The sequence below is a fragment of the Corynebacterium crudilactis genome (assembly GCF_001643015.1).
GTDB lineage: Bacteria > Actinomycetota > Actinomycetes > Mycobacteriales > Mycobacteriaceae > Corynebacterium > Corynebacterium crudilactis.
Map to the genome: position 1 here is coordinate 2,088,966 of NZ_CP015622.1, position 21,468 is coordinate 2,110,433.

The window sequence follows — 21,468 nt, forward strand, 5'->3', positions numbered from 1 at the left end:
GCACACAATATTATGCAGATCCGATACCATTTTCATGAGACTATAAAGAGGTGAGCTTCCTTGTAGAAAATCAATTACTTGCGCTGGTAGTCATCATGACGCTCGGTTTGCTGATTGGTCGGATTCGGATTTTTGGATTTCGCTTAGGTGTTGCCGCTGTGCTTTTTGTCGGACTGGCGCTCTCCACCATCGAGCCAGATATTGCGGTTCCTTCGTTAATTTATGTCGTTGGCCTAACGCTGTTTGTTTACACCATTGGACTTGAAGCTGGGCCAAGTTTTTTCACTTCCATGAAAAATACGGGACTGCGCAACAACGCTCTGGCACTTGGCGCAATTATTGCGACAACTGCACTGGCGTGGGCATTAATCAAAATATTTAATATCAATGCCGCCTCTGGCACCGGCATGTTCACCGGTGCGCTCACCAACACCCCAGCTATGGCTGCGGTAGTCGATTCGCTGCCTTCGCTTATCGACGACACCGGTCGGCTTCATGTCATCGCCGAGCTCCCCGTTGTTGCCTACTCCCTGGCATATCCTTTGGGTGTTTTAGTGGTGATTTTATCGATCGCTATTTTCAATGCGGTATTCAAGATCAACCATAAAAAGGAAGCCGAGGACGCAGGCGTTGCGGTACAGGAACTCAAAGGCACAAGGATCCGTGTCACTGTCCCTAATCTACCTGCACTGGAAAATATTCCAGCATTACTTGGCTTACATATCATTGTCTCCCGTGTGGAACGCGATGGTGAGCAATTTATCCCGCTCTATGGTGCGCATGCACGCATCGGCGATGTCCTCACGGTTGTCGGCGATACGGAAGAACTGATCCGCGCAGAAAACGCCATTGGAGAACTCCTCGATGGTGATCCCTATAGCGATCTCGAGCTCGATTACCGAAGAATCTTTGTTTCCAACACTGAGATTGTGGGAACTCCTTTGGAAAAGCTGCAGCCAGTGTTGAAAGACATGCTGATCACCCGCATCCGGCGCGGAGATACAGATTTAGTAGCGTCCCCAGAGATGACCCTGCAATTGGGTGATCGCGTACGTGTGGTTGCTCCTGCAGAGAAACTCGGTGAGGCAACCAGGCTTTTAGGTGACTCCTATAAAAAGCTCTCTGATTTCAATCTTTTACCCCTGACTGCAGGCTTAGTGCTGGGTGTGTTGGTAGGCATGGTGGAATTCCCTCTGCTTGGTGGAAATTCCCTGAAGCTAGGTAACGCAGGTGGCCCTTTAGTGGTTGCGCTGTTACTTGGCATGGTGAGCCGTACCGGAAAATTTGTATGGCAGATCCCCTATGGAGCAAATCTCGCGCTGCGCCAGCTAGGCATCACACTGTTTTTAGCTGCCATTGGTACATCTGCCGGTGCTGGTTTTAGATCCGCAATTCACGATCCTCAGTCCCTCACTATCATTAGTTTCGGAGCCTTGATCACCCTCTTTATGTCCTTGACGGTACTGATCGTCGGACACAAAGTGATGAAGATTCCCTTTGGTGAAACTGCCGGCATTCTCGCGGGCACTCAGACTCACCCTGCTGTGTTGAGTTATGTATCAGATGCTTCACGCAATGAACTCCCCGCGATGGGTTATACATCGGTATATCCCTTAGCGATGATTTCAAAAATCCTCGCAGCACAGACATTGTTGTTCCTGCTTATCTAATAGTTTTTGTTTCGCAGAAGGCCTCCATTCCGGTGTAGCTGACATAAGATTTTATGTTGTGATAGTCCAGCCTCTCTAGGTCATCTTGGCATTTTTTATTCGCATTCTCGCCGGCGGAATTTTCGCATTGATCTGCAAACCACGCCGTCTATATTCCATGGTTTTTATACTCATGGGTAGCGCTCTCACCTTGCGTTCTTTGATTGTCTGGGTGGCACGCTTCGAGTGGGCTCACCCGTGTCCACAACTTATTGCTCTCTTGCTTGTGTTGAGCCCGGTGTTGGGATAGCCCCTACTGTCCATATTTTTGCTCAGTAATGGCGTGCTCGTGATTCGGCGAGAATCTCAAAGATGGGAAATTTACTCTCGCTTTTGCTGGACTGCTACTAGTGCTGTACCCGCTTTTACCTCTGCTGCTATCAGCGCTCCACGTACCAGAAAAATTCAGTGCTATTTTCACTCTGACTGGTGCAGGTTTAGGAGTATATGTTGGCGGAATCTTCTTGGTTTTTTCTGAGTTCTTCATAGGCCTACCGCGTCATCCCGCCACGACGCCCTGCTACCCATGCCATTGTTCTTGCTGTCCTTGTTCCCTCTGGTGGACAAGGATCAGATGAAGATGTTGCCGAAGGTGTGGCTATGTCCCGCTATTTGAATGAACACGGCATCCCCGATGACCACATTCCAGTAGAAGACCGTGCAACCACTACCCGAGAAAATCTCTTATTCAGCATCGAGCGCATAGGTCCTGATGCCAATATCATCGTGGCAACCAGTGGCTATCATGTGTTCCGCACTGCCCTTCTTACTCGTGCATTAGATATCAACGCTACTGTTCGAAGCAGACGCACTGCTTTTTATTATGCCCCCAGTACTTTTCATTGCAGTCTGCCGGGAACCTCTCAAATTTCTGCATGTGCTGCCGATCCTGTGGATACTGTTCAATATGGCATTGCTCTTGATCGAGCTCTTTAGCCCCGTAACAGAGCTGTAGATACAACAAAAGCACTGAGCATATCCTCTTGCTCAGCGCTTTCGATGCATAAAAAATCGAAGACTCTCAACGTCTCCGCTTTAATATTTAGCCACGAATAACGGCAGTACCTGTTGCCTTATCATGCAAACCACGTCCGTCTGAATCCACCATTACTGCAGGAAGAATCAAGATAGTCAACAGTGGACGTACTAACGCGCGCCACCAACCGACTGGAGCTTCAGCATCAACGCGTGCAATACCCATGCCGAGTACTGCGTGGCCTGGGGTCCTGGCAAAGAACCATCCTGTGAGCCAGCCCAAGATCACAAAGATAATAAGTGTTGAGGTAGCAACATCGCCGAGGGCATCGGTGAAATTGGTCAGCACGATAGCAATCATCCACGACACAGCCCAGTCAATGCAGACACCGCCGATACGGCGCGCTACTGAGATGAGGGATCCAGCACCTTTTTCAGGAAGGCCCATTTTTTCTCCAGGCCACTTGCCTGGGGCATCAGGATCATCAAAGTCAGCTGGAATTTGCGGTCCATCAATCCAACTTCTCTTCTGCTTTGCCATTTTTTACAATCAAATCCAAACGTATAGAGGGCGGGACAGTGCAGCCGCTGCGCTTTCGCTTTCGACGTTGTGAGCCAAAATTAACCTGTAAAAGATCTTCTCTGAATGAGTTCAGCCACTATTTTTCAAAAAAGTTTTGATAGATCGACAGGTAATGCTTTATACTTGACACGTCGCAAGGACTACATTTGCAGCCAAGTCTACTACTTGATCTTCAAAGGTCAGCATTTGTGAACAAAGCTACAAATTCACCTTTCCGCCCATGTCAATGAGGAGTCACCGTGGCGTTTAAAACCCCGGAAGAAATTGTCAAGTACATCAAGGATGAAAACGTCGATTTCGTTGACGTTCGATTCACCGACCTTCCCGGCACCGAGCAGCACTTCAGCATCCCAGCTGCAAGCTTCGACGAGGATGCCATCGAAGAGGGTCTAGCATTCGACGGATCTTCAATTCGCGGATTCACCACCATCGATGAATCTGACATGAATCTCCTGCCAGACCTTGGAACGGCAACCATTGACCCATTCCGCAAGGCGAAGACTCTGAACATCAAGTTCTTTGTCCACGATCCTTTCACCCGCGAGGCCTTCTCCCGTGACCCACGCAATGTGGCACGTAAGGCAGAGCAGTACCTTACATCCACCGGAATTGCAGACACCTGCAACTTCGGCGCTGAAGCTGAGTTCTACCTCTTTGATTCCGTCCGCTACTCCACCGATGTCAACGCCGGCTTCTACCACGTAGACACCGAAGAAGGCTGGTGGAACCGTGGCAACGAGAAGAACCTCGACGGCACCCCAAACTTGGGCTCCAAGAACCGCATGAAAGGTGGCTACTTCCCAGTAGCGCCTTATGATCAGACTGTTGATATTCGCGATGATATGGTTCGCCACCTCGCAGAATCCGGTTTCCATCTTGAGCGCTTCCACCACGAAGTCGGTGGCGGACAGCAGGAAATCAACTACCGCTTCAACACCATGCTGCACGCGGCTGATGATATCCAGACTTTCAAGTACATCATCAAAAACACCGCACGCCTCCACGGCAAGGCAGCTACCTTCATGCCTAAGCCACTGGCTGATGACAACGGTTCCGGCATGCACGCACACCAGTCTCTCTGGAAAGATGGCAAGCCACTCTTCCACGACGAGTCTGGCTACGCAGGCCTCTCCGATATCGCTCGCTACTACATCGGTGGCATCCTGCACCACGCAGGCGCGGTCTTGGCGTTCACCAACCCAACCCTGAACTCCTACCACCGTTTGGTTCCAGGCTTCGAAGCCCCAATCAACTTGGTCTACTCACAGCGCAACCGTTCCGCTGCTGTGCGTATCCCAATCACCGGATCTAACCCAAAGGCAAAGCGTATCGAGTTCCGCGCTCCAGACCCATCAGGTAACCCATACTTGGGCTTCGCTGCGATGATGATGGCTGGCCTCGACGGCATCAAAAACCGCATTGAGCCACATGCTCCAGTGGATAAGGATCTCTACGAGCTCCCTCCAGAGGAAGCAGCATCCATCCCACAGGCACCAACCTCCCTCGAGGCTTCCCTGAAGGCTCTCCAGGAAGACACTGACTTCCTCACCGAGTCTGATGTCTTCACCGAAGATCTCATCGAGGCATACGTTCAGTACAAGTATGACAACGAAATCACCCCAGTTCGCCTGCGCCCAACCCCACAGGAATTCGAGCTGTACTTCGATTGCTAAACACTAATCTTGAGTTATTTTGATATAACCCAAGAGGAAAGAAAACCCCCGAGACTCTCGGGGGTTTTCTGCTACTCAGCTCGCATAAGACAAGGAAAAGCGTTAGGCCCCCGACTTCCATACGGGGGCCTAACGCTTTTTATTAAAGTTTTTAGATACCGATCAGCTCTGAAGCGACAACATCCGAAAGGCATATTGTTCCTTGCGGCTCACCGCGGAAAAGGAGAAGGTGGTCTGCGTTGATAATGACTTCCAGCTGACGTTCGAGGGTGAATGTCTCCCACACCTTCATCTCATTAGGGCGAATCCTTAGTCCCATTTCCTTCTCCTTTCGAAACTGTTTTAAACCCAATAGCTTGTGGTTTAAATCACTTTATTTTGTTCTTGCGTTATAAGTCATCTTAGGGGGTGAATTTTTAAATAGCGAAGCGGGGGACTTAAATCGCTACATATCAACCCCGAAAAGCACCCCTGATCAGGTTGGATATGAGGGTTTACTCATGTTTCAAACCCAAATTGCACGTTTAAAAACAAACATAACGGGGGTACTGTTTTCTTTCCGATAACAAAAAACCACCCCTCACATCCATCTGGAAAGTGGATTGAGGGGTGGTTGCCGAAGGTGGGCGTCGAAAAGCGAAAATCTTTTATTCTTGAAGCGCTGTACTCACGCTGCGGAAGTGGGTATCTGCAACCGGCTCCGCCCAATCGACAGTCTCGCCATCAATGCCCTTGAGATTAACCACAACGTGCGTCATCGGTTCATCAACAACTGCTCCATGCCAATGGCGTACCCCAGCGGCTGCGAACACCACATCACCCGGCTCAAGCAAACGCGCAGGCTCCCCCTCCGCCTCATAGATACCAAGGCCGGAAAGAACAATGATGTTCTGACCAATTGGGTGGGTGTGCCAATTAGTACGTCCACCAGCCTCAAAAGACACATTGACCGTTTCAACTTGAACGTTGTCATCCAATTTGGCCAGGTGCACTTCACCGCTAAACCACTGGGATGGCGCAGGGTTTCCTATAGGAAATTCGATGCTCATTGAGCAGTTCGCTTCTCATAACCCATGCGTGGCCTAAAGCCCTGAGGGTGCTTCAACTGAGCCACGGCATCCGCAATAACCATGCGGAAACGCTGATTAGTCACAGGCATATTAGAAATCGGGAACCACGCTACGTCCGTGTTTTCTTCATCGCCAACAATCGGCTCATCGCTGCTTCCAGAAACAACACAGCGCATGGACGTATCCATATAACTTGCAACATCACCGTTACCGTAGGTCACAGGCCCAACAGCACCCACGCCCAGCAACGCCTCCACACGGACATCAAGCCCTGTTTCCTCACGGACTTCACGCGCTGCAGTAACATGTGGCTGCTCATCTGGATCGCAAATTCCAGTAGGAGGGGTCCACTCGCCAGTATCCGCACGCTTTACCAACAGCACGTCCGGAACCACATGGAAAGGGGCTCCAGCTGGCACATCGCGGATGATAACGGCAGTAACGGCCGGGAGCCACAACGGCTCTGCACCAACATGCTCACGCAGTTTAACAATGAATTCTGGAATCGCCATGCAGCCAGTTTCCTTCTCTTTAGCACTCTTTTTTCGATGTGTATCCCAGGGTACGCCAGCCGTGCGAGCCCACCGTCTAGGGTGGGTGACATGGCCTTTAACAAAGCTTTTGATATGCTCCGCTCCCCTGCCGATTCTCCGAAAATTACTTTAGGTCTTATGACACCAGCAGGACCAGAATTAAGCCACGGCACAATGGTTCCGCCGGAAAATAGCATCGATCTAGCCAGGCAAGCTGAACAATTAGGTTTCAGTGGCATCTGGGTGCGTGATGTTCCACTGGCCATACCGCAAGGTCTCACAGTCACAGATAAGCAAGCAACATATTTGGATGATCCTTTTCTCATGCTCGGCGCAATGGCAGGAGCAACCTCCACAATTGCTCTCGGCACGGCTGCAACCGTCTTGCCACTGCGCCATCCCCTGCATGTGGCTAAATCAGCGTTAACACTCGATCGACTCAGCCAGGGACGCTTCGTGCTGGGCATTGGTTCAGGTGATCGGCCCGAAGAGTTTGAGATCTTTGGTAAAAATCTGGACGATCGACGCACAGACATTCAAGCAGGATGGGCCACTCTGCGCGCCGCTCTCTCCCCTGATCCAACCGAGCGTGCCACCTTAAAATACACGCCCACCACACCACCTGAGTCCCAGATTCCAATGATTGCAGTGGGTTCTGCTCGCCAAACCGTGCAGTGGATCGCCCGCAATGCTGATGGTTGGGCCACCTATTATCGTCCAGCGGAAGCTCAAGTCGGCCGACTCGACCTCTGGGATAAGGCACGCGGGGACACCCGGCCATTGCTGATTTCTTCCATGGGTCTGCAACTAACGGAAGGTGACGCACACAAGGAAATCGCTTTGGGCGTCAAAATTGGCAGCCAAGAGCTGGTTGAGCACTTACACCGCATGTCCAAGATGGGCGTCGACCACGTCATTTTCAATATCCAAGGCCGCCCCGCAGACGAAGTGCTCAGCCAAATCTCCGAAGAAGTCCTCCCGCACCTTTAACGCTGCTTTTCGACGCTCACCTCCGGCGAAACAGCTATGGTGGGCGACATGTCGAACGATCACCCATATTCCCCAGCAAAACGGGTTGGAAATTTCATCTTTGTTTCTGGAGCATTATCAGTTGATAAAGACTATCAACCCGTTGAAGGCCGAAAAAGCGCAGTCGATGCAGCCCTTGATCGAATGCGTGAACGCCTCGCCACCGCTGGCGGTGAACTCAAAGATGTCGTGAAACTGACCTATTTTGTCACCGATATCAGCCTCCGCGAAGAATGCAATGAGCAATTCCGCGAGCATTTCTTAGAAGGTCGCCCGGCGCGATCTTTTGTTGGAGCTGCTGAGCTTCCCTATGGCGCAACTGTAGAAATTGATGCGATCGCGATGCTCGAGGACTAGCTTCTGACTGGTCAGAGGTGAAAGAATCTCCGGATTTTCAGGATTTTTGGCACATGTGTCCGTTTCGTACGTGCCCATGCGCATAGACCAAACCACAGTGCCCACGGATACAGATTTCATGGACCGTGGGCACTCTCATTTGGTATTCCAACTTCAAAACCGGACACAGCTACCCACGAAGTAGATTTTTCAGCTTCGTGGGCACTCTCGTTTGCTCTATGCGAAAACCCCACCCAAAGCCCGGAAAAAGTGCCCTCGCAGAACTGATTCTAAGCACCTCTAAAAGCTTAAACCATACAAACACTCATTCTAAAAATTGAAGGTCTTAAAAGGCCTCTCAAGACAAACAGCCTGGTCCCCCCTTAGACAACAAGGGAAACCAGGCTTTTCCTTAAGGAAATTACTTCACCGGAGTGTTCGCAATTGAATCCACGATGAATTGCTTCACTGCATCGGTATCGTTTGGCAGATCAGACACATTAAATGGTGCATCCATAATTGCTGCGAAACGCTCAGGGGTTTCTGGTTCTTTACCGATTGCTTCCACGATGGTGTCAGCAAACTTCACTGGGAGTGCAGTTTCCAGCACGATGATCGGGGTGTCGATCTCATCGCGCCATTGACGTGCCACATGTACGCCATCGGCAGTGTGTGGATCAATCAATACATCTAGGCGCGCATGAACATCAGCGATGGTTGCTACGCGATCTGCGTGGGTAGAGCTACCGGATGCAAAACCGTATTCCTGTGCAGCTTTGCCAAAGTTGGCATCATCGGACAAGGAGAAACCACCCTGACGCACCTGGGTGCCAAAGAGATCATTCACTCGGGTAGCGTCGCGGCCAAGCAGATCGAAGACGAATCGTTCGAAGTTAGATGCGCGAGAAATATCCATTGAAGGTGATGAGGTCTCGTGGGTGTCCGCAGAGCTACGTACCTTGTAATCGCCAGTACGGAAGAACTCATCCAACACATCGTTTTCGTTGGTGGCTACGATGAGGCGATCAATAGGCAAACCCATCTGGCGGGCAACGTGGCCTGCACAGATATCACCGAAGTTTCCTGTTGGAACAGAGAAGCTCACCTTTTGATCATTGCTGGTTGTGGTGCGGATCCAGGAGGATACGTAGTACACAACCTGTGCCATCAGACGTGCCCAGTTAATGGAGTTCACGGCACCGATGCGGTTGTCTCTCTTAAATTCAGCATCAGCAGAGACTGCCTTGACGACATCTTGGCAGTCATCAAATACGCCATCGAGCGCAATGTTGAAGATATTTGGATCATCCAGGCCAAACATCTGCGCTTGCTGGAATGGGGTCATGCGTCCTGCTGGGGTGAGCATGAATACTCGGATGCCTTCGCGTCCACGCATCGCGTATTCGGCTGAGGATCCGGTATCGCCTGAGGTGGCGCCAAGAATATTGATGGTTTCGTTGCGGCGACGGAGCTCGTATTCAAAGAGCTCGCCGAGAAGCTGCATGGCCATATCTTTAAAGGCTGCAGTAGGGCCTTCAGAAAGGTGGCCTAAGTAAATATTGTCCTCAAGTTCGGTGACTGGGACGATGTCCTCGCTGTTGAACTTGGGGTGCGTGTAGGCACGTGCAGTAATGGCCTTGATGTCTGCTACTGGAATGTCATCAACAAACAGAGAGATAACCTCTGCTGCCAAAGCGGCATAGCCCTCGTTGTCTAATACTTCGCGCCACTTGCTGAGCTGGGCGTCATCGATTTGAGGGTAGTTAGCAGGCAGGTATAGGCCTCCGTCCGGTGCGAGACCACCCAGCAAAATATCACTGAAGCGGGCAGGTGTACGGCTGGCATCACGCGTCGAAATATAGTCCACGGCTACAACTCTATCCCAAGGGGTGACACAATACTCCCCCATGCCGTCCCAAATATCAGCCAGAAGGTGACTTCCCCCATGCAATCCCCTAAAGTGTTGCTGATCACTTTGATTGTCGGTTTTAGGATGTGCCCACTGATGATATCTCCAGATTTCACCCAAAAGACCCAAGATTCGGTCGAATTTAACCACACTACAAAACCGGCGAAGCAGCTGAGCCCAATCGAGATTCTTGATCCCGTTCCTGTCTCCAAGTGGAACTTGTACGTTCTTATTGGCTGCACAGTGCTCGTGGTTCTTTTGGTTCTGCTTGGTCCTTGGCTTTACCCTCAGGTTCAAGATTACACCTCGAACTTTTGGGAACAGTTCAAATAGCAGGTGATTTTTCGCTGAAGGCCGCTCAACTATCTAAATCATCACACTTACTCTTGGTTGGGGAAGCAAAGTAGCCTTTTTTCACCGCAAGCGGGCTACCCTGATCCACTGTGAAGAACAATGATCAACGGCCTTCGCCTCAACCAAGACCGCACCCCCGTGAACAAATAACCAAACGAGCCCTTTTAGTCTGGGCTGCAGCGTGTCTAGTGTATATGGCAGCCATAACCAGCCGTACCAGCTTTGGTGTCGCTGGTGTGGAAGCCATTGATCGTTTTCAGGTAGACGCCACTCGCATTGCAGTGTTTACCTCGGTCCAGGTTGGCGTCTACGCTTTTGCCCAAATTCCGATGGGCGTGTTGATCGATAAATTTGGCCCTCGTAAATTGCTTGCTATTGGCGCGCTCGTGATGGGCATCGGGCAGCTCATTTTAGGTTTTACCGATACTTACGCCATCGCGATTCTTGCCCGCGTTTTTATTGGCGCTGGCGATGCCTCCATTTTCCTTTCTGTGATGCGCATTCTGCCGTTTTGGTTCCCACTCAAGCACACACCAATATTTACTCAATTAACTACGTGTTTAGGCCAACTCGGGCAGTTCTTGTCTGCAGTTCCATTCATGATGCTTTTAGGCGCACAGGGCTGGACTGTTGCGTTCGTCAGCCTTGGCTCCGTGGTGGCTCTAATCGCGATCGCAGCTTTGGTTGCGGTGCGCGATACTCCCGATCAGATAGCACAGAACATTCAAGAGAACCCGGATAAACCTCGTTTGCAGGAAAGCTTAAAGCGCATTATTCGGAATCCGCTTCCTTGGCAAGGCTTTTTTATTCACTATGTGCTGATGGTATGGCAAACGGTCTTCGCCATGATGTGGGGTGTCCCACTCATGACTCTTGGGATGGGATTATCTCCCACCACTGCTGGTCTGGTACTGAGCATTAATACTTTATGCATGGTCATCTGCGCACCAATCATTGGCATTATTTCCGCGCGCCTTGGTTATCGCCGTGACGTGGTTGCGGTGGGCTTATCCTTTTTCCAAGCAGCAGCGTGGCTGGTTTTCCTCTCCTCCGATGCACCACGCGGATTACTGGCCATTCTTATCGTCAACATCGTCATGGGTATGACCACAGCTGCTTCGGGTTATGGCTTTGACACCATCCGCGAACGGCTTGATCGCTCCATTTTGGCTACGGGTACGGGATTGGCCAACATGGGTGGTTTCTTATCTTCGATGGTTGCTGCGCAGGTCATGGGATTCTTACTTGACCACAGCGCGCATGGTAGCACCTATACTTGGGAGGACTTCCGCTTCGGTTTCATCGCGGTAATTGCCACGTGGGCCGTCGGAGTGGCGGGATTTGTTGTAGCCCGTCTCAAAGGTGGACCGGGGCGCAGAATGCTAGCCCACATTAGGCACACCAAGGAATCTTAAAGATCAGGACTATTACCTGTGGGCGTTGAAAAAGTATCGGGCAAAGCAGTAGTTGTCTGGCTTGCGGCAATGTGCGTGTACATCGTTGCGATTGCTGGTCGTACTTCTTTTGGCGTAGCAGGAGTCCACGCTATTGATCATTTTGGCATCGATGCCTCCCGCTTAGCAGTGTTCACCTCGGTTCAAGTCGGTGTCTATGCCCTTGCGCAGATTCCCATGGGCATGCTGGTGGATAGGTTTGGTGCCCGAAAACTGCTGCTGACCGGTGCTTTAATCATGGCTGCTGGCCAACTCATTTTGGCCTTTACCGATTCCTATTCCATCGCAATTTTTGCTCGTGTCTTGATCGGCGTCGGCGATTCTTCAGCATTTTTATCAGTCATGCGCATCCTGCCCATGTGGTTTCCTTTGGCGTGGACTCCCGTGTTGCAACAACTCACGGGTGCTTTTGGTTTTGTGGGTCAGTTTTTCTCCGCCGTGCCGTTTCTTTATATGCTTAATGCTTCCGGCTGGACGCTTTCTTTCGCTTCGCTAGGCGCTGCCGGCATCATCGTGGCGGTGGCCGCTGCGCTTTTGGTGCGCGATGTACCTGCGGACGGCGAGCCAGTGAGGCGTGGGGAGGCGTCGATAAGCATCGCTTTTCGCTTGAAATCTGTCTTGACCAGTCTTTATTGCTGGCAAGGCGTGTTCAATCACTGGGTGAGCATGGGGCCAGTCATGGTCTTTTTATTGCTGTGGGGTACGCCGATGCTGACGCTCGGGCTTGAGATGAACAACGCAGAAGTAGGTACCGTTCTGACTATTTTTGGCATCGCAACTGTCATAACCAGTCCACTCACTGGAATTGTGTCCGCGCGTTTGGGCGTGCGCCGCAGCATCATTGGCTTTATTGCTCCAATGGTTCAGGCAGCGCTCTGGCTTATTCTCTTCGCTTTCGCAGACCAGATTGCGCGCCCTTTGGTGTTTGTCAGCGCGGTCTTGTTCGCGATTTCTTTTAGTTCCCCGGTGGCGAACTTCGGTTTTGATACCATCCGTGAAAAGCTCGACCGCCGAATCATGGTCGCAGGCACCGGCATGGCTAATATGGGCGCTTATATTTGCGCAATGCTGGCCACGCAGCTCATCGGCTTTTTGCTGGACTGGAATGCCCAAGGCCACGCCTATACCTGGTCAGATTTTCAGGTGGCGTGGCTGGGGCTGGCGGTCGTGTGGCTGGCAGGAATGATCGGGCTTGCGATCTGTTTTAAACTTCAGCGCAGTCGCGCCTAAATTGCTTTTCGACGCTTCGACCCACCTGTGACAACTCGTTTAGAAACGTGGGCCACGATTATTTGGACCAAAAGGTCCGAACGGCCCAAAAAATCCGTTTCCGCGAGGTCCGCCAAAGTTGTTTCCTCGATTAAAGCCACTACCTGCTTCACCGAAACGACCAGAACCACTCAATACATCCATCACACCGTTAACAACAGTGTTCACGCCATCTTTAATGTCATTGACCAGTTCGTCATCAAAGTTACGGCTGGACTGGTGGCGACGATCATCCATATTTTCATCATCAATCAAGTCCTCAGCGTAAATCGGACCGTCTTCGCGTGGATGATCGAGCTCAATCTCAGCGTCATCGAAGGCATCAAAAACATCATCAAAGTGGAGATCCCCATCAAATTCAATGTTGATCACATTGCCTTCAACGTTGAGTTTTTCATCTGGATCCACACCCAACTGATGTGCGTAGCCGATAACAGCGGAAAGCTCAGCAAAAGTTGCGTCTGAGAGATCGATAGAAAGCTTGATTGCCATGGTGTTGATCCTTACTTCGAGGGTGGTTGTGCCGGTATGCTTTCTTCCGAGACTACGTCTGATTTTGAAGCGCGTAAACCACTTAGGGGCAAAGATCAGGGAACTCCCCGAGTCTTTGCCAATACTTCACCGCGACTTAAACTTCGCCGTGGATTTTTAGAATTCTTGCTGCTCCATAGAATCCACGCCCCAGAAAATCTCGTCTACAATCTGACGACTCTTTCTGGTTACTTTAAGATAATTTTCCAAATATTCCTGATACTCAGTGGGATCCCACCCTGAGGCACCCGCCACCTGTGCAAGCTGCGGACCAGGTGTCGGTAATTGATCTTGTCGCTTACCCCGAACCAGGACCAGAGCATTTCGGGCAGCTGTCGCAGTCAACCAAGCTTCCCGGAGCGTTTGCACCTGCACAGGACTAATAATGTGATGCTGCTCCAGCACTTCCAGCACTTCCAACGTAGACGTGTTGTGCAGTTCCGGGATCTCATGAGCATGCATCATCGTGAGTAACTGCACAGTCCATTCAATATCTGAGAGCGCTCCCCTGCCCAATTTGGTGTGAGTATTTCGATCCGCACCACGAGGCAAACGTTCATTGTCCACGCGTGCTTTCATGCGTCGAACCTCACGCAACTGAGTCTGAGTTGCACCGTCGTCTGGATATCTAAAACGGTCCACCGCTCTGAGAAATTTAATACCTAGTTCTCGGTCACCAGCCACCCAAGCTGCCCGCAAAAGCGCCTGGATTTCCCATGTTTCACCCCACTTTTCGTAATACTTCACATAAGAACCCACGGTACGCACAATCGCACCTGAACGGCCCTCAGGGCGTAATCCAAGATCCACTTCCAACGGCGGGTCTCCTGATGGCTTAGCCAATCGTGCACGCATGGAATCACAGATAGCAATAGACCATGTAATAGCAGTATGTTCTTCTACTCCGGCCACTGGTTCACACACAAACATCACATCAGCATCAGAACCATAACCCAGCTCGGCACCACCCAATCGGCCCATACCAATGACGGAAATATTTGCCTGCGGTTGATCTGGTTTCGCAGGATCATTCAAAGCAGCCCGAATCTCTGCATCAAGAGCGGCATCAAGCACTGCATCCCACACCAAAGACAGACTGTGGCAGACTTCTTGCACACTCAACATATCGAGCAGATCTGCAGAAGCAATTCTGGCTAGTTCTTGCCTGCGCAAGGACCGAGCTGCTTGAATCGCACGATCGGGAGACTCATGCCGTGACACCGTGGCCTTGATTGCTTTGCTGACCTGGGTAGGGGCTGTCGCTAACAATTTAGGCCCCGAAGCCGCATCACCCAGCTGTTTCACAAAATCAGGGGTGGAGATAATCAGCTCAGAAATATAGGGAGAATTGCCCAAAATACGCATCAAACGTTGCCCAACTACGCCTTCATCACGCAGCATGCGCAAAAACCACACGCGATCATAAGCTGCATCAGAAAGCTTGCGATAGTTTAATAATCCAGCATCCGGTTCAGCTGTTTGAGAGAGCCATTCCATCAACGTAGGCAACAGCATCGCTTGGATCTTGGCTTTACGGCTCGCGCCAGACGCCAGCGCAGTCAAATGCTCATAAGCACGATCTGGATGGAGGTAGCCCAATGCGGCAAGCTGAAGTTTCGCCGCATCCGGCGACAACCTAATGGCATCTGCACTCAAATTGACCACAGAGTTCAGCAATGGCCGGTAAAACAGCTGACTATGCAGAGATTGAATCTGCAGTCGAACTTTTTTTAAATGCCGTTCCATCGCACGTGCTGAGCTCTGTTCCCTCGATCCGGTAAAACCAGAGGCACGAGCAAGCCAGCGCATATTCCTGCGATCATCAGGTTTCGGAAGCAGATGCGTACGCTTGATTCTTTCCAATTGAAGACGATGCTCCAACAGGCGCAAAAACTCATAGGATTCAATCAAATTATGGCCATCTTCACGGCCTACATATCCCTGATCCACCAAGACATGCAGTGCGTTAACCGTCGAGCGCACTCGCAAAGATTCATCAATGCGCCCATGAACCATTTGGAGAAGCTGAACAGCAAATTCCACATCTCTTAAGCCACCACGACCAAGCTTAAGCTCACGGTCGCGTAAATCCTTGGGAACATTATCCAGGACCCTTCGACGCATCGCCTGAACATCTGTCACAAAGGAATCTCGCTGGCTAGCCTTCCAAATCATGGGGGAAAGCGCATCAATATAAGAGCTACCAAGATCGATATCGCCCGTCATCGGCCGTGCTTTCAGCAAAGCCTGAAACTCCCATGTCTCAGCCCAACGCTTGTAATAAGCCACATGAGAATCCAGCGAGCGAACCAACGCACCGCTTTTTCCTTCTGGACGTAAAGCCGCATCCACTTCGAAGAAAGAGTTACTACCAATACGGATCAATTCAGCTGCAGTACGTGTTGCTTTAGAATTTGCGGGCTCAGCAACAAAAACCACATCCACATCTGAGATGTAGTTCAATTCTTGTGCGCCACATTTGCCCATTGCGATGATAGAAAGTGCAGCATCAACCGGTTTTTCGCCATATACATTGGCAATTGCCACTGCTAAAGCTGCAGTTAACGCAGCATCTGCCAAATCACTAAGCTGCCGGGCAACAGTGCTAAAAGGAACAGGTTCCGCGCCTTTTCGACGTGCATCTGTGGGATAGGTACCAGCTAAATCATGAGCAGCGATGCGAGTCAATAATGTGCGGTATGTCCATTTGAGAATACGCTCAGCTTCTTGGCCTGCAATTCCTGCGAGATAAGCACCAGGAGTAGTCAGATCCTCGGAAGCACTATTGTGAGCCTGCGGATAATCTTCAATCTGCGTTTCTGCAGGTATGGCCTCGACGGACTGCAGCAATACCTGAAACATTTCTGCCCTGCTAGGAGCGTCCTGCTTCAGCATTTTCCACTGCTGTGGATTGGCAACCAGGTGGTCTCCCACTGCAGAAGATCCACCCAACAATGCAATCAGCCGAATCTGTAGTTTTTGATCGCTACGAATAGCCTGATCAAGCTCTGCTCTTTCAGCTTCGCCTTCTGCGTCAAGTGCTTGATAGAGCCGAACCAACAAGTTAAGCGCTACATCAGGATCACCAGCACCAGATAGTGCCCACAGCAAATCTACTGATTCAACGTTACGCCATCCCAATAATTCAAGATCTGCTTGAGCATGCTCTGATTTGAGAGACAGTGAACCCACTTTTGGCAACGGATCTCTGACAAAGCCGACTACTTTACGATCACTTCGCAGTGGTTCAGACATACCTAAACTCTCCTTCTCCCCAACCAATAAACTCTAGTAATCAAGGTTGTTTCGAAGTTCCCATGGAGTAATCTGCTCCTGGTAATCACGCCATTCACGCCATTTATTCCGCAAGAAATACTCAAAAACATGCTCACCCAAAATATCGGCAACAAGCTCAGATTTCTCCATTTGACGAAGTGCTTGATCCAAGCTGTTAGGCAGATCGCTATAGCCCATCGCACGACGTTCTCTAAAACTTAAGTTGGAGATATCATCCTCAGCAGGATCATCCAGCTCATAGCCTTCCTTAATACCTTTAAGCCCTGCTCCCAGCATCACAGAAAAAGCCAAATAAGGATTACACGCGCTATCAGGAAGTCGTACTTCCACCCGGCGCGATTCTTCTTTGTTCAAGCGGTACGTCGGAACACGGACAAGAGCTGATCGGTTGGACACACCCCACGTTGCAGCAGTGGGAGCTTCATTGCCATACACAATGCGTTTATAGGAATTGACCCATTGGTTAGTAACAGCAGTAAATTCCGGTGCGTGGTGCAAAATACCTGCGATGAATTGCTTCGCAGTTTTGGACAACATGAACTGATCATCCGGATCATGGAACGCGTTGGTGTCTCCTTCGAACAAAGACATGTGGGTATGCATGGCAGATCCAGCATGTTCTTGGAAAGGTTTCGGCATAAAAGTTGCGCCAACGCCTTGATCCCTGGCGACCTGTTTCATGATGTACCTAAACGTCATGATGTTATCTGCCATGGTGAGTGCATCGGCGTGACGCAAATCGATCTCTTGCTGACCAGGAGCTGTTTCATGGTGAGAAAACTCGACAGGAATGCCCAGTTCTTCGAGTGCAACCATTGCGTTACGACGAAAATTCGGCGCCTCATTGAATGTAGCTTGGTCAAAATATCCACCGTTATCTGTTGGAACTGGTGGAAGACCATTGGTACGCAAGCTTTGTACCAAGAAGAACTCAATCTCAGGGGAGATCATGCAGGTCAGGCCTTCATCAGCTGCTAATTGCACCTGACGGCGTAGTACCTGCCGTGGATCCGAGAAAGAAGGCTGCCCATCTGGCATCGTGACATCACAGAAAAGCCGTGCTGCCTGAAGCTTTGATACTCCGCCTTCTAACGGCAGCACCTGAAATGTCGAAGGATCAGGACGTGCAATTGTGTCTGCCTCCGAGATGCGTGCATAGCCTTCAATGGCTGAACCATCGAAGCCAATACCTTCTTCTAAAGCAGATTCTAATTCTGCAGGTGCCACGACCACAGACTTGAGATGACCAAGAATATCTGTAAACCACAGGCGGATAAATCTAATGTCTCGTTCTTCGATAGAGCTGAGTACAAATTCTTGTTCACTGTTCATGGAAACCAATCTACGCAGCGAGAGAACTCGAACTGAATATTTATCAGATATTACAGAATTAGGGGGTAGATTTTCTCTACATCATACGAGGTAGAACTTAATTTCCCACCAACTGGGGGTAGATGGTGTCCAGGACACGTGATTCACTAAAAACCGTACAGCAATTAGAACACTCCTCCGAATAAGGAACCCACATTGACTACCTCACATCTCCCTGGCACCATCCACGAAGCTCAAGATTCCTACCGCACCCAGTTGGAAGAAAACATCATTAGCCACCTCGGTTTGTGCGCATTAAGAGGCTGGACCCCGGCAGATCTTCGCCACGAATTTTCTGCCGATATTGATCCCCTCTTGTTCCTTGCACTTCCAGAAATTGCTTATTCCTGCCACGAAGACATGTATGCACTATGGATTAACGGAACTCGCCCGGCATCTGCCACTTTTCTCCACATCGCAACTTTGGAAAAAATCCTCCAGACCCTCCCGCTTCTCAACGCACTTCCAGAGTGGCAAAAACTCCCCGGACTCAATCATGTCGAACTTGAACTTCCTGAGGAGTTCACTCCTGAACAGTCAAAAGCCCACCATCGCATCACTGCACTTTTAAAAAAAGCAGAGTCCACCAACTTTGAAGAAGAAGCCGAAGCACTCATCTTGAAAGCAGAAACACTACGCCAACGCTATCGGATCGAATCTCTCCTCATTGACCCATACAATCAAGATGCACCAGTTCGTTCAGCAAAAATCCTCGCTACACGGGTATATCTCAAAGCACCGTGGATTAGGCATCAATTCAAATTACTCAGCTCAGTGGCACGGATACACTCCTGCGAAGCACTCTTGATCACTAAATCAGGTATCGCTACGGTCTTTGGCGAACAAGATGATGTTTCACATCTTGTCGAGCTTTTTAATAGTTTGAATCGCCAACGCGATTATTTCATGAAGAACTCTTCTGGAGCCCGTGAAGCACAGCGCAATGGAGAAACTAGCTCATATCGACGCAGTTTCATGATCGCCTACGCCAACCAAATTACGATGCTGCTCACCCGCGCAAAAGAAGAAGCATTCGATGATTTATCTACACACGCACCACTAGCGCACAACGCTGTAGTTCCTGTTCTAGAAGACCGCAGTGCTCAGTCACAGGAAGCACTGAAAGACTCTTTTCCCAACACCAAGAGCATGATATTTAAATCAACTAACCCGCAAGGCCACTTCGATGGCTTGGACGCGGCTAATAATTCCCATCTTGGTGGTGATTCTGCAGGATTGGAAAATCCTTACACCTGGTTCTAAAACAGGTGAGACCACCATTTCACGCGTAATATAAATGCAACTGAACAAGGTAGGTTTCCTCCTCTAGGAAGCCTGCTTTAACTACTTAAGTTAAATGCCAAACCCACGTCAATCTTTCAATAAGGATGGATAACATGAAACAGCATCTAGAAGTGGAAACTAAATTCTCAGTGAGTGAATCCACTCAGATCCCACACCTAGAAGCTATCGCGGACGTGGATCATATTGATCACACCGAAATTCATCATTTAAGCGCCGTGTACTTTGACACAGCAGATCTACGTTTAACTCGCGCTAAGATCACCTTGCGTCGTCGTACCGGTGGCAACGACGATGGTTGGCATATTAAGTTCCCTGGTTCCATTGGCCGACGTGAGGTTCAGGCTCCGCTTGACGGCGAAGGCGCAACAGAAAACACTCCGCCTCGTGAGCTTTTAGGCCATGTTCGAGCAATGATCCAGGGTCGCGAACTTTTGCCCATCGCGCAGGTAGAAAACGAACGTCACATGTCCTATCTGGCAGATTCTGAGGGCACTGTTATCGCAGAATTCTGTGATGATCATGTTTCTACCGTGTCTCACCTTCCAGGCGGTATCCGCAAGCAATGGAGAGAGTGGGAGTTCGAACTTGTCGATGGCACTCGTGAAGAAGAAGCCATCATGACTCTCCTTCAATCGGCACAGAGCATTCTGACCTCTGCTGGCGCTTTTGTGTCTAAGAGTCCATCTAAATTGGTTTCTGCATTAGATGATTCCATCAATCATGCGCCACAACCTCCACAAATGGCGCAGCTAGACAAAAACGATCCAGCACGAGGTGTCCTTTCAGCTATTGCGACAAACGCTCACAAAATCGCTGAGTATGACCCTCGGGTGCGTGCTGATGAATACGACTCAGTTCACCAAATGCGTGTTGCGACTCGTGAATTAAGAAGTCATCTGCAAACCTTCGAAGGCATTCTCGGAGGCGAAGACTACCTCAACCTTGAAAAGGAATTGAAGGTTCTCGCCAATATTCTAGGACGCGCTCGCGATGCCGAAGTAGTAGAAGAACGTCTCAGCAACCTCATTGACACTGAGGTTGGCGATTCCATCGAAGACGAAACCAAACAAGAATTACTCCAAGATCTGGGAGCCGAATACCAACGGGAGCATGAGCGTGTAGTTCGTGCACTCGATAATGATCGCTACACTGATCTGCTCCAATCGTTAGAAAAACTACTGGTAGACCCACCGTTGGTCGTTGAGATCCCAGAACCAGAAGAAACAGTTTCTGAGATTGATCCCCAAAGCGTAGAAGCAGACGCCCCTGATCTGGAGGCGCTCGATGAAGAATACTCCCCTGGTACCAGCGCACTAGAGGAAGCTCCACAAGAAGTAAAGAAAGTAGATGCGACCCTTGTTCTTCTGGAACATCTAGATAAAGCCCACGTCAAATTAGTCAAACTGGAAAAGAAAGCACGCTCGCAGTGGGATGATTTAGCTATCCCAATGTTGGAACGAGAAGAAAACTTCCATAATGTACGCAAAGCCGCAAAAAAGCTTCGCTACAGTGCCGAAGCAGTCGGGAAAGCAACCAGCGTAGACACCAAAAAACTCTACAAAGCCTGCAGCTCTTTGCAATCAGTTCTCGGCGATTACCAAGATGCCATTACATCCCGTGATGAATTGCTACGTCGCTCACAAGCAGCTCGCCGACAAAACCGAGATACCTTTGCTTATGGAGTCCTCTATCAACATGAACAAACCTTGTCCCGGGAGTACCTCACCGGATACTCAGATGCCTTCAAGAGCGTAGAAAAGGCATATGAAAAACTTGCTGAAATCACAGCCAAGCGTGCGCAGAAAAACAAACGCGCATAATTAAATAGCTAAACAAAGGTTGCGCACCTTAAGTGAAAAGTGCGCGACCTAATGTTTTAGTCTTCCTCTTCATCCCAATTATCTGCGGCTTCAGTACGCGCCGCTGCGATTTCAATCGCTTTACGTGCTGCGGCTTCCGAGTCATAGGGCCCCATACGATTTTCGAAACCTGAGGCTTTGCCTTGGGAAACTTCACCGGTGGACAAATCGTAGAACCACTTCGATTCTTCAACAGCCATGTGTACTCAAC

18 protein-coding genes are annotated in these 21,468 nt (G+C 50.0%); 9 read left to right on the top strand and 9 right to left on the bottom strand.

The genetic code is table 11. The features are described from left to right. The first annotated feature begins 50 nt into the window (after positions 1-50). On the top strand, positions 51-1,670 hold the full coding sequence (locus ccrud_RS09740) for an aspartate:alanine exchanger family transporter (protein WP_066566835.1): 1,620 nt from the start codon (positions 51-53) through the stop codon (positions 1,668-1,670). A 570-nt stretch (positions 1,671-2,240) separates the two neighbouring features. After that, a complete protein-coding gene (locus tag ccrud_RS09750; protein ID WP_425394218.1) occupies positions 2,241-2,645 on the top strand; it encodes a YdcF family protein in 405 nt (134 codons plus the stop codon). Between the two features lie 106 nt (positions 2,646-2,751). On the opposite strand, the gene ccrud_RS09755 is transcribed toward ccrud_RS09750, so the two are convergent. Then, entirely contained in the window at positions 2,752-3,225 is a 474-nt protein-coding gene (locus tag ccrud_RS09755) for an RDD family protein (protein WP_066566843.1), read from the bottom strand. Positions 3,226-3,506: 281 nt separating this feature from the next. On the opposite strand from ccrud_RS09755, the gene glnA reads away from it, so the two are divergent. Beyond that, positions 3,507-4,940 (top strand): type I glutamate--ammonia ligase, encoded by a 1,434-nt coding sequence (glnA, locus tag ccrud_RS09760; RefSeq protein WP_066566845.1) that lies wholly within the window; start codon positions 3,507-3,509, stop codon positions 4,938-4,940. A 151-nt stretch (positions 4,941-5,091) separates the two neighbouring features. Here the strand turns inward: glnA and ccrud_RS15340 are convergent, their stop codons facing one another. The 3 genes from ccrud_RS15340 to ccrud_RS09770 form a co-directional block, all read right to left on the bottom strand. After that, the gene (locus ccrud_RS15340; RefSeq protein WP_074025500.1) at positions 5,092-5,259 is read right to left on the bottom strand and encodes a hypothetical protein; all 168 of its coding nucleotides are present in this window, start codon (positions 5,257-5,259) and stop codon (positions 5,092-5,094) included. 328 nt (positions 5,260-5,587) lie between these two features. After that, positions 5,588-5,989 (bottom strand): cupin domain-containing protein, encoded by a 402-nt coding sequence (locus ccrud_RS09765; RefSeq protein WP_066566846.1) that lies wholly within the window; start codon positions 5,987-5,989, stop codon positions 5,588-5,590. Then, a complete protein-coding gene (locus tag ccrud_RS09770; RefSeq protein WP_066566847.1) occupies positions 5,986-6,522 on the bottom strand; it encodes an NUDIX hydrolase in 537 nt (178 codons plus the stop codon). The genes ccrud_RS09765 and ccrud_RS09770 overlap by 4 nt, the downstream gene beginning before the upstream one ends. Before the next feature lie 90 nt (positions 6,523-6,612). Here ccrud_RS09770 and ccrud_RS09775 point away from each other — a divergent pair, with 90 nt between their 5' ends. Both ccrud_RS09775 and ccrud_RS09780 read left to right on the top strand, forming a co-directional pair. After that, on the top strand, positions 6,613-7,533 hold the full coding sequence (locus tag ccrud_RS09775) for a TIGR03571 family LLM class oxidoreductase (RefSeq protein WP_066566848.1): 921 nt from the start codon (positions 6,613-6,615) through the stop codon (positions 7,531-7,533). 48 nt (positions 7,534-7,581) lie between these two features. Then, positions 7,582-7,929 carry a RidA family protein gene (locus ccrud_RS09780; protein ID WP_245670239.1) on the top strand — a complete coding sequence of 116 codons (348 nt, stop codon included), beginning with the start codon at positions 7,582-7,584 and terminating at the stop codon, positions 7,927-7,929. Positions 7,930-8,329: 400 nt separating this feature from the next. On the opposite strand, the gene thrC is transcribed toward ccrud_RS09780, so the two are convergent. Further along, complete coding sequence (gene thrC, locus ccrud_RS09785; protein WP_066566850.1) at positions 8,330-9,775, bottom strand: threonine synthase; 1,446 nt, start codon at positions 9,773-9,775, stop codon at positions 8,330-8,332. A 485-nt stretch (positions 9,776-10,260) separates the two neighbouring features. On the opposite strand from thrC, the gene ccrud_RS09795 reads away from it, so the two are divergent. Beyond that, a complete protein-coding gene (locus ccrud_RS09795; RefSeq protein ID WP_066566854.1) occupies positions 10,261-11,586 on the top strand; it encodes an MFS transporter in 1,326 nt (441 codons plus the stop codon). Positions 11,587-11,604: 18 nt separating this feature from the next. Then, the gene (locus tag ccrud_RS09800) at positions 11,605-12,855 is read left to right on the top strand and encodes an MFS transporter (protein WP_066566858.1); all 1,251 of its coding nucleotides are present in this window, start codon (positions 11,605-11,607) and stop codon (positions 12,853-12,855) included. A gap of 39 nt (positions 12,856-12,894) precedes the next feature. On the opposite strand, the gene ccrud_RS09805 is transcribed toward ccrud_RS09800, so the two are convergent. The 3 genes from ccrud_RS09805 to ccrud_RS09815 form a co-directional block, all read right to left on the bottom strand. Then, entirely contained in the window at positions 12,895-13,386 is a 492-nt protein-coding gene (locus ccrud_RS09805; protein ID WP_066566862.1) for a hypothetical protein, read from the bottom strand. Positions 13,387-13,542: 156 nt separating this feature from the next. Then, a complete protein-coding gene (locus tag ccrud_RS09810) occupies positions 13,543-16,680 on the bottom strand; it encodes a bifunctional [glutamine synthetase] adenylyltransferase/[glutamine synthetase]-adenylyl-L-tyrosine phosphorylase (protein ID WP_066566864.1) in 3,138 nt (1,045 codons plus the stop codon). A gap of 33 nt (positions 16,681-16,713) precedes the next feature. Then, entirely contained in the window at positions 16,714-18,054 is a 1,341-nt protein-coding gene (locus ccrud_RS09815) for a glutamine synthetase family protein (RefSeq protein ID WP_066566866.1), read from the bottom strand. A gap of 195 nt (positions 18,055-18,249) precedes the next feature. Here ccrud_RS09815 and ccrud_RS09820 point away from each other — a divergent pair, with 195 nt between their 5' ends. Further along, the gene (locus tag ccrud_RS09820) at positions 18,250-19,356 is read left to right on the top strand and encodes a DUF2786 domain-containing protein (protein ID WP_066566868.1); all 1,107 of its coding nucleotides are present in this window, start codon (positions 18,250-18,252) and stop codon (positions 19,354-19,356) included. A gap of 134 nt (positions 19,357-19,490) precedes the next feature. After that, on the top strand, positions 19,491-21,218 hold the full coding sequence (locus tag ccrud_RS09825; RefSeq protein ID WP_066566871.1) for a CYTH and CHAD domain-containing protein: 1,728 nt from the start codon (positions 19,491-19,493) through the stop codon (positions 21,216-21,218). A gap of 56 nt (positions 21,219-21,274) precedes the next feature. Here ccrud_RS09825 and ccrud_RS09830 read toward each other — a convergent pair whose 3' ends face one another. After that, entirely contained in the window at positions 21,275-21,457 is a 183-nt protein-coding gene (locus ccrud_RS09830; protein WP_066566873.1) for a hypothetical protein, read from the bottom strand. Between the last annotated feature and the right edge of the window lie 11 nt (positions 21,458-21,468).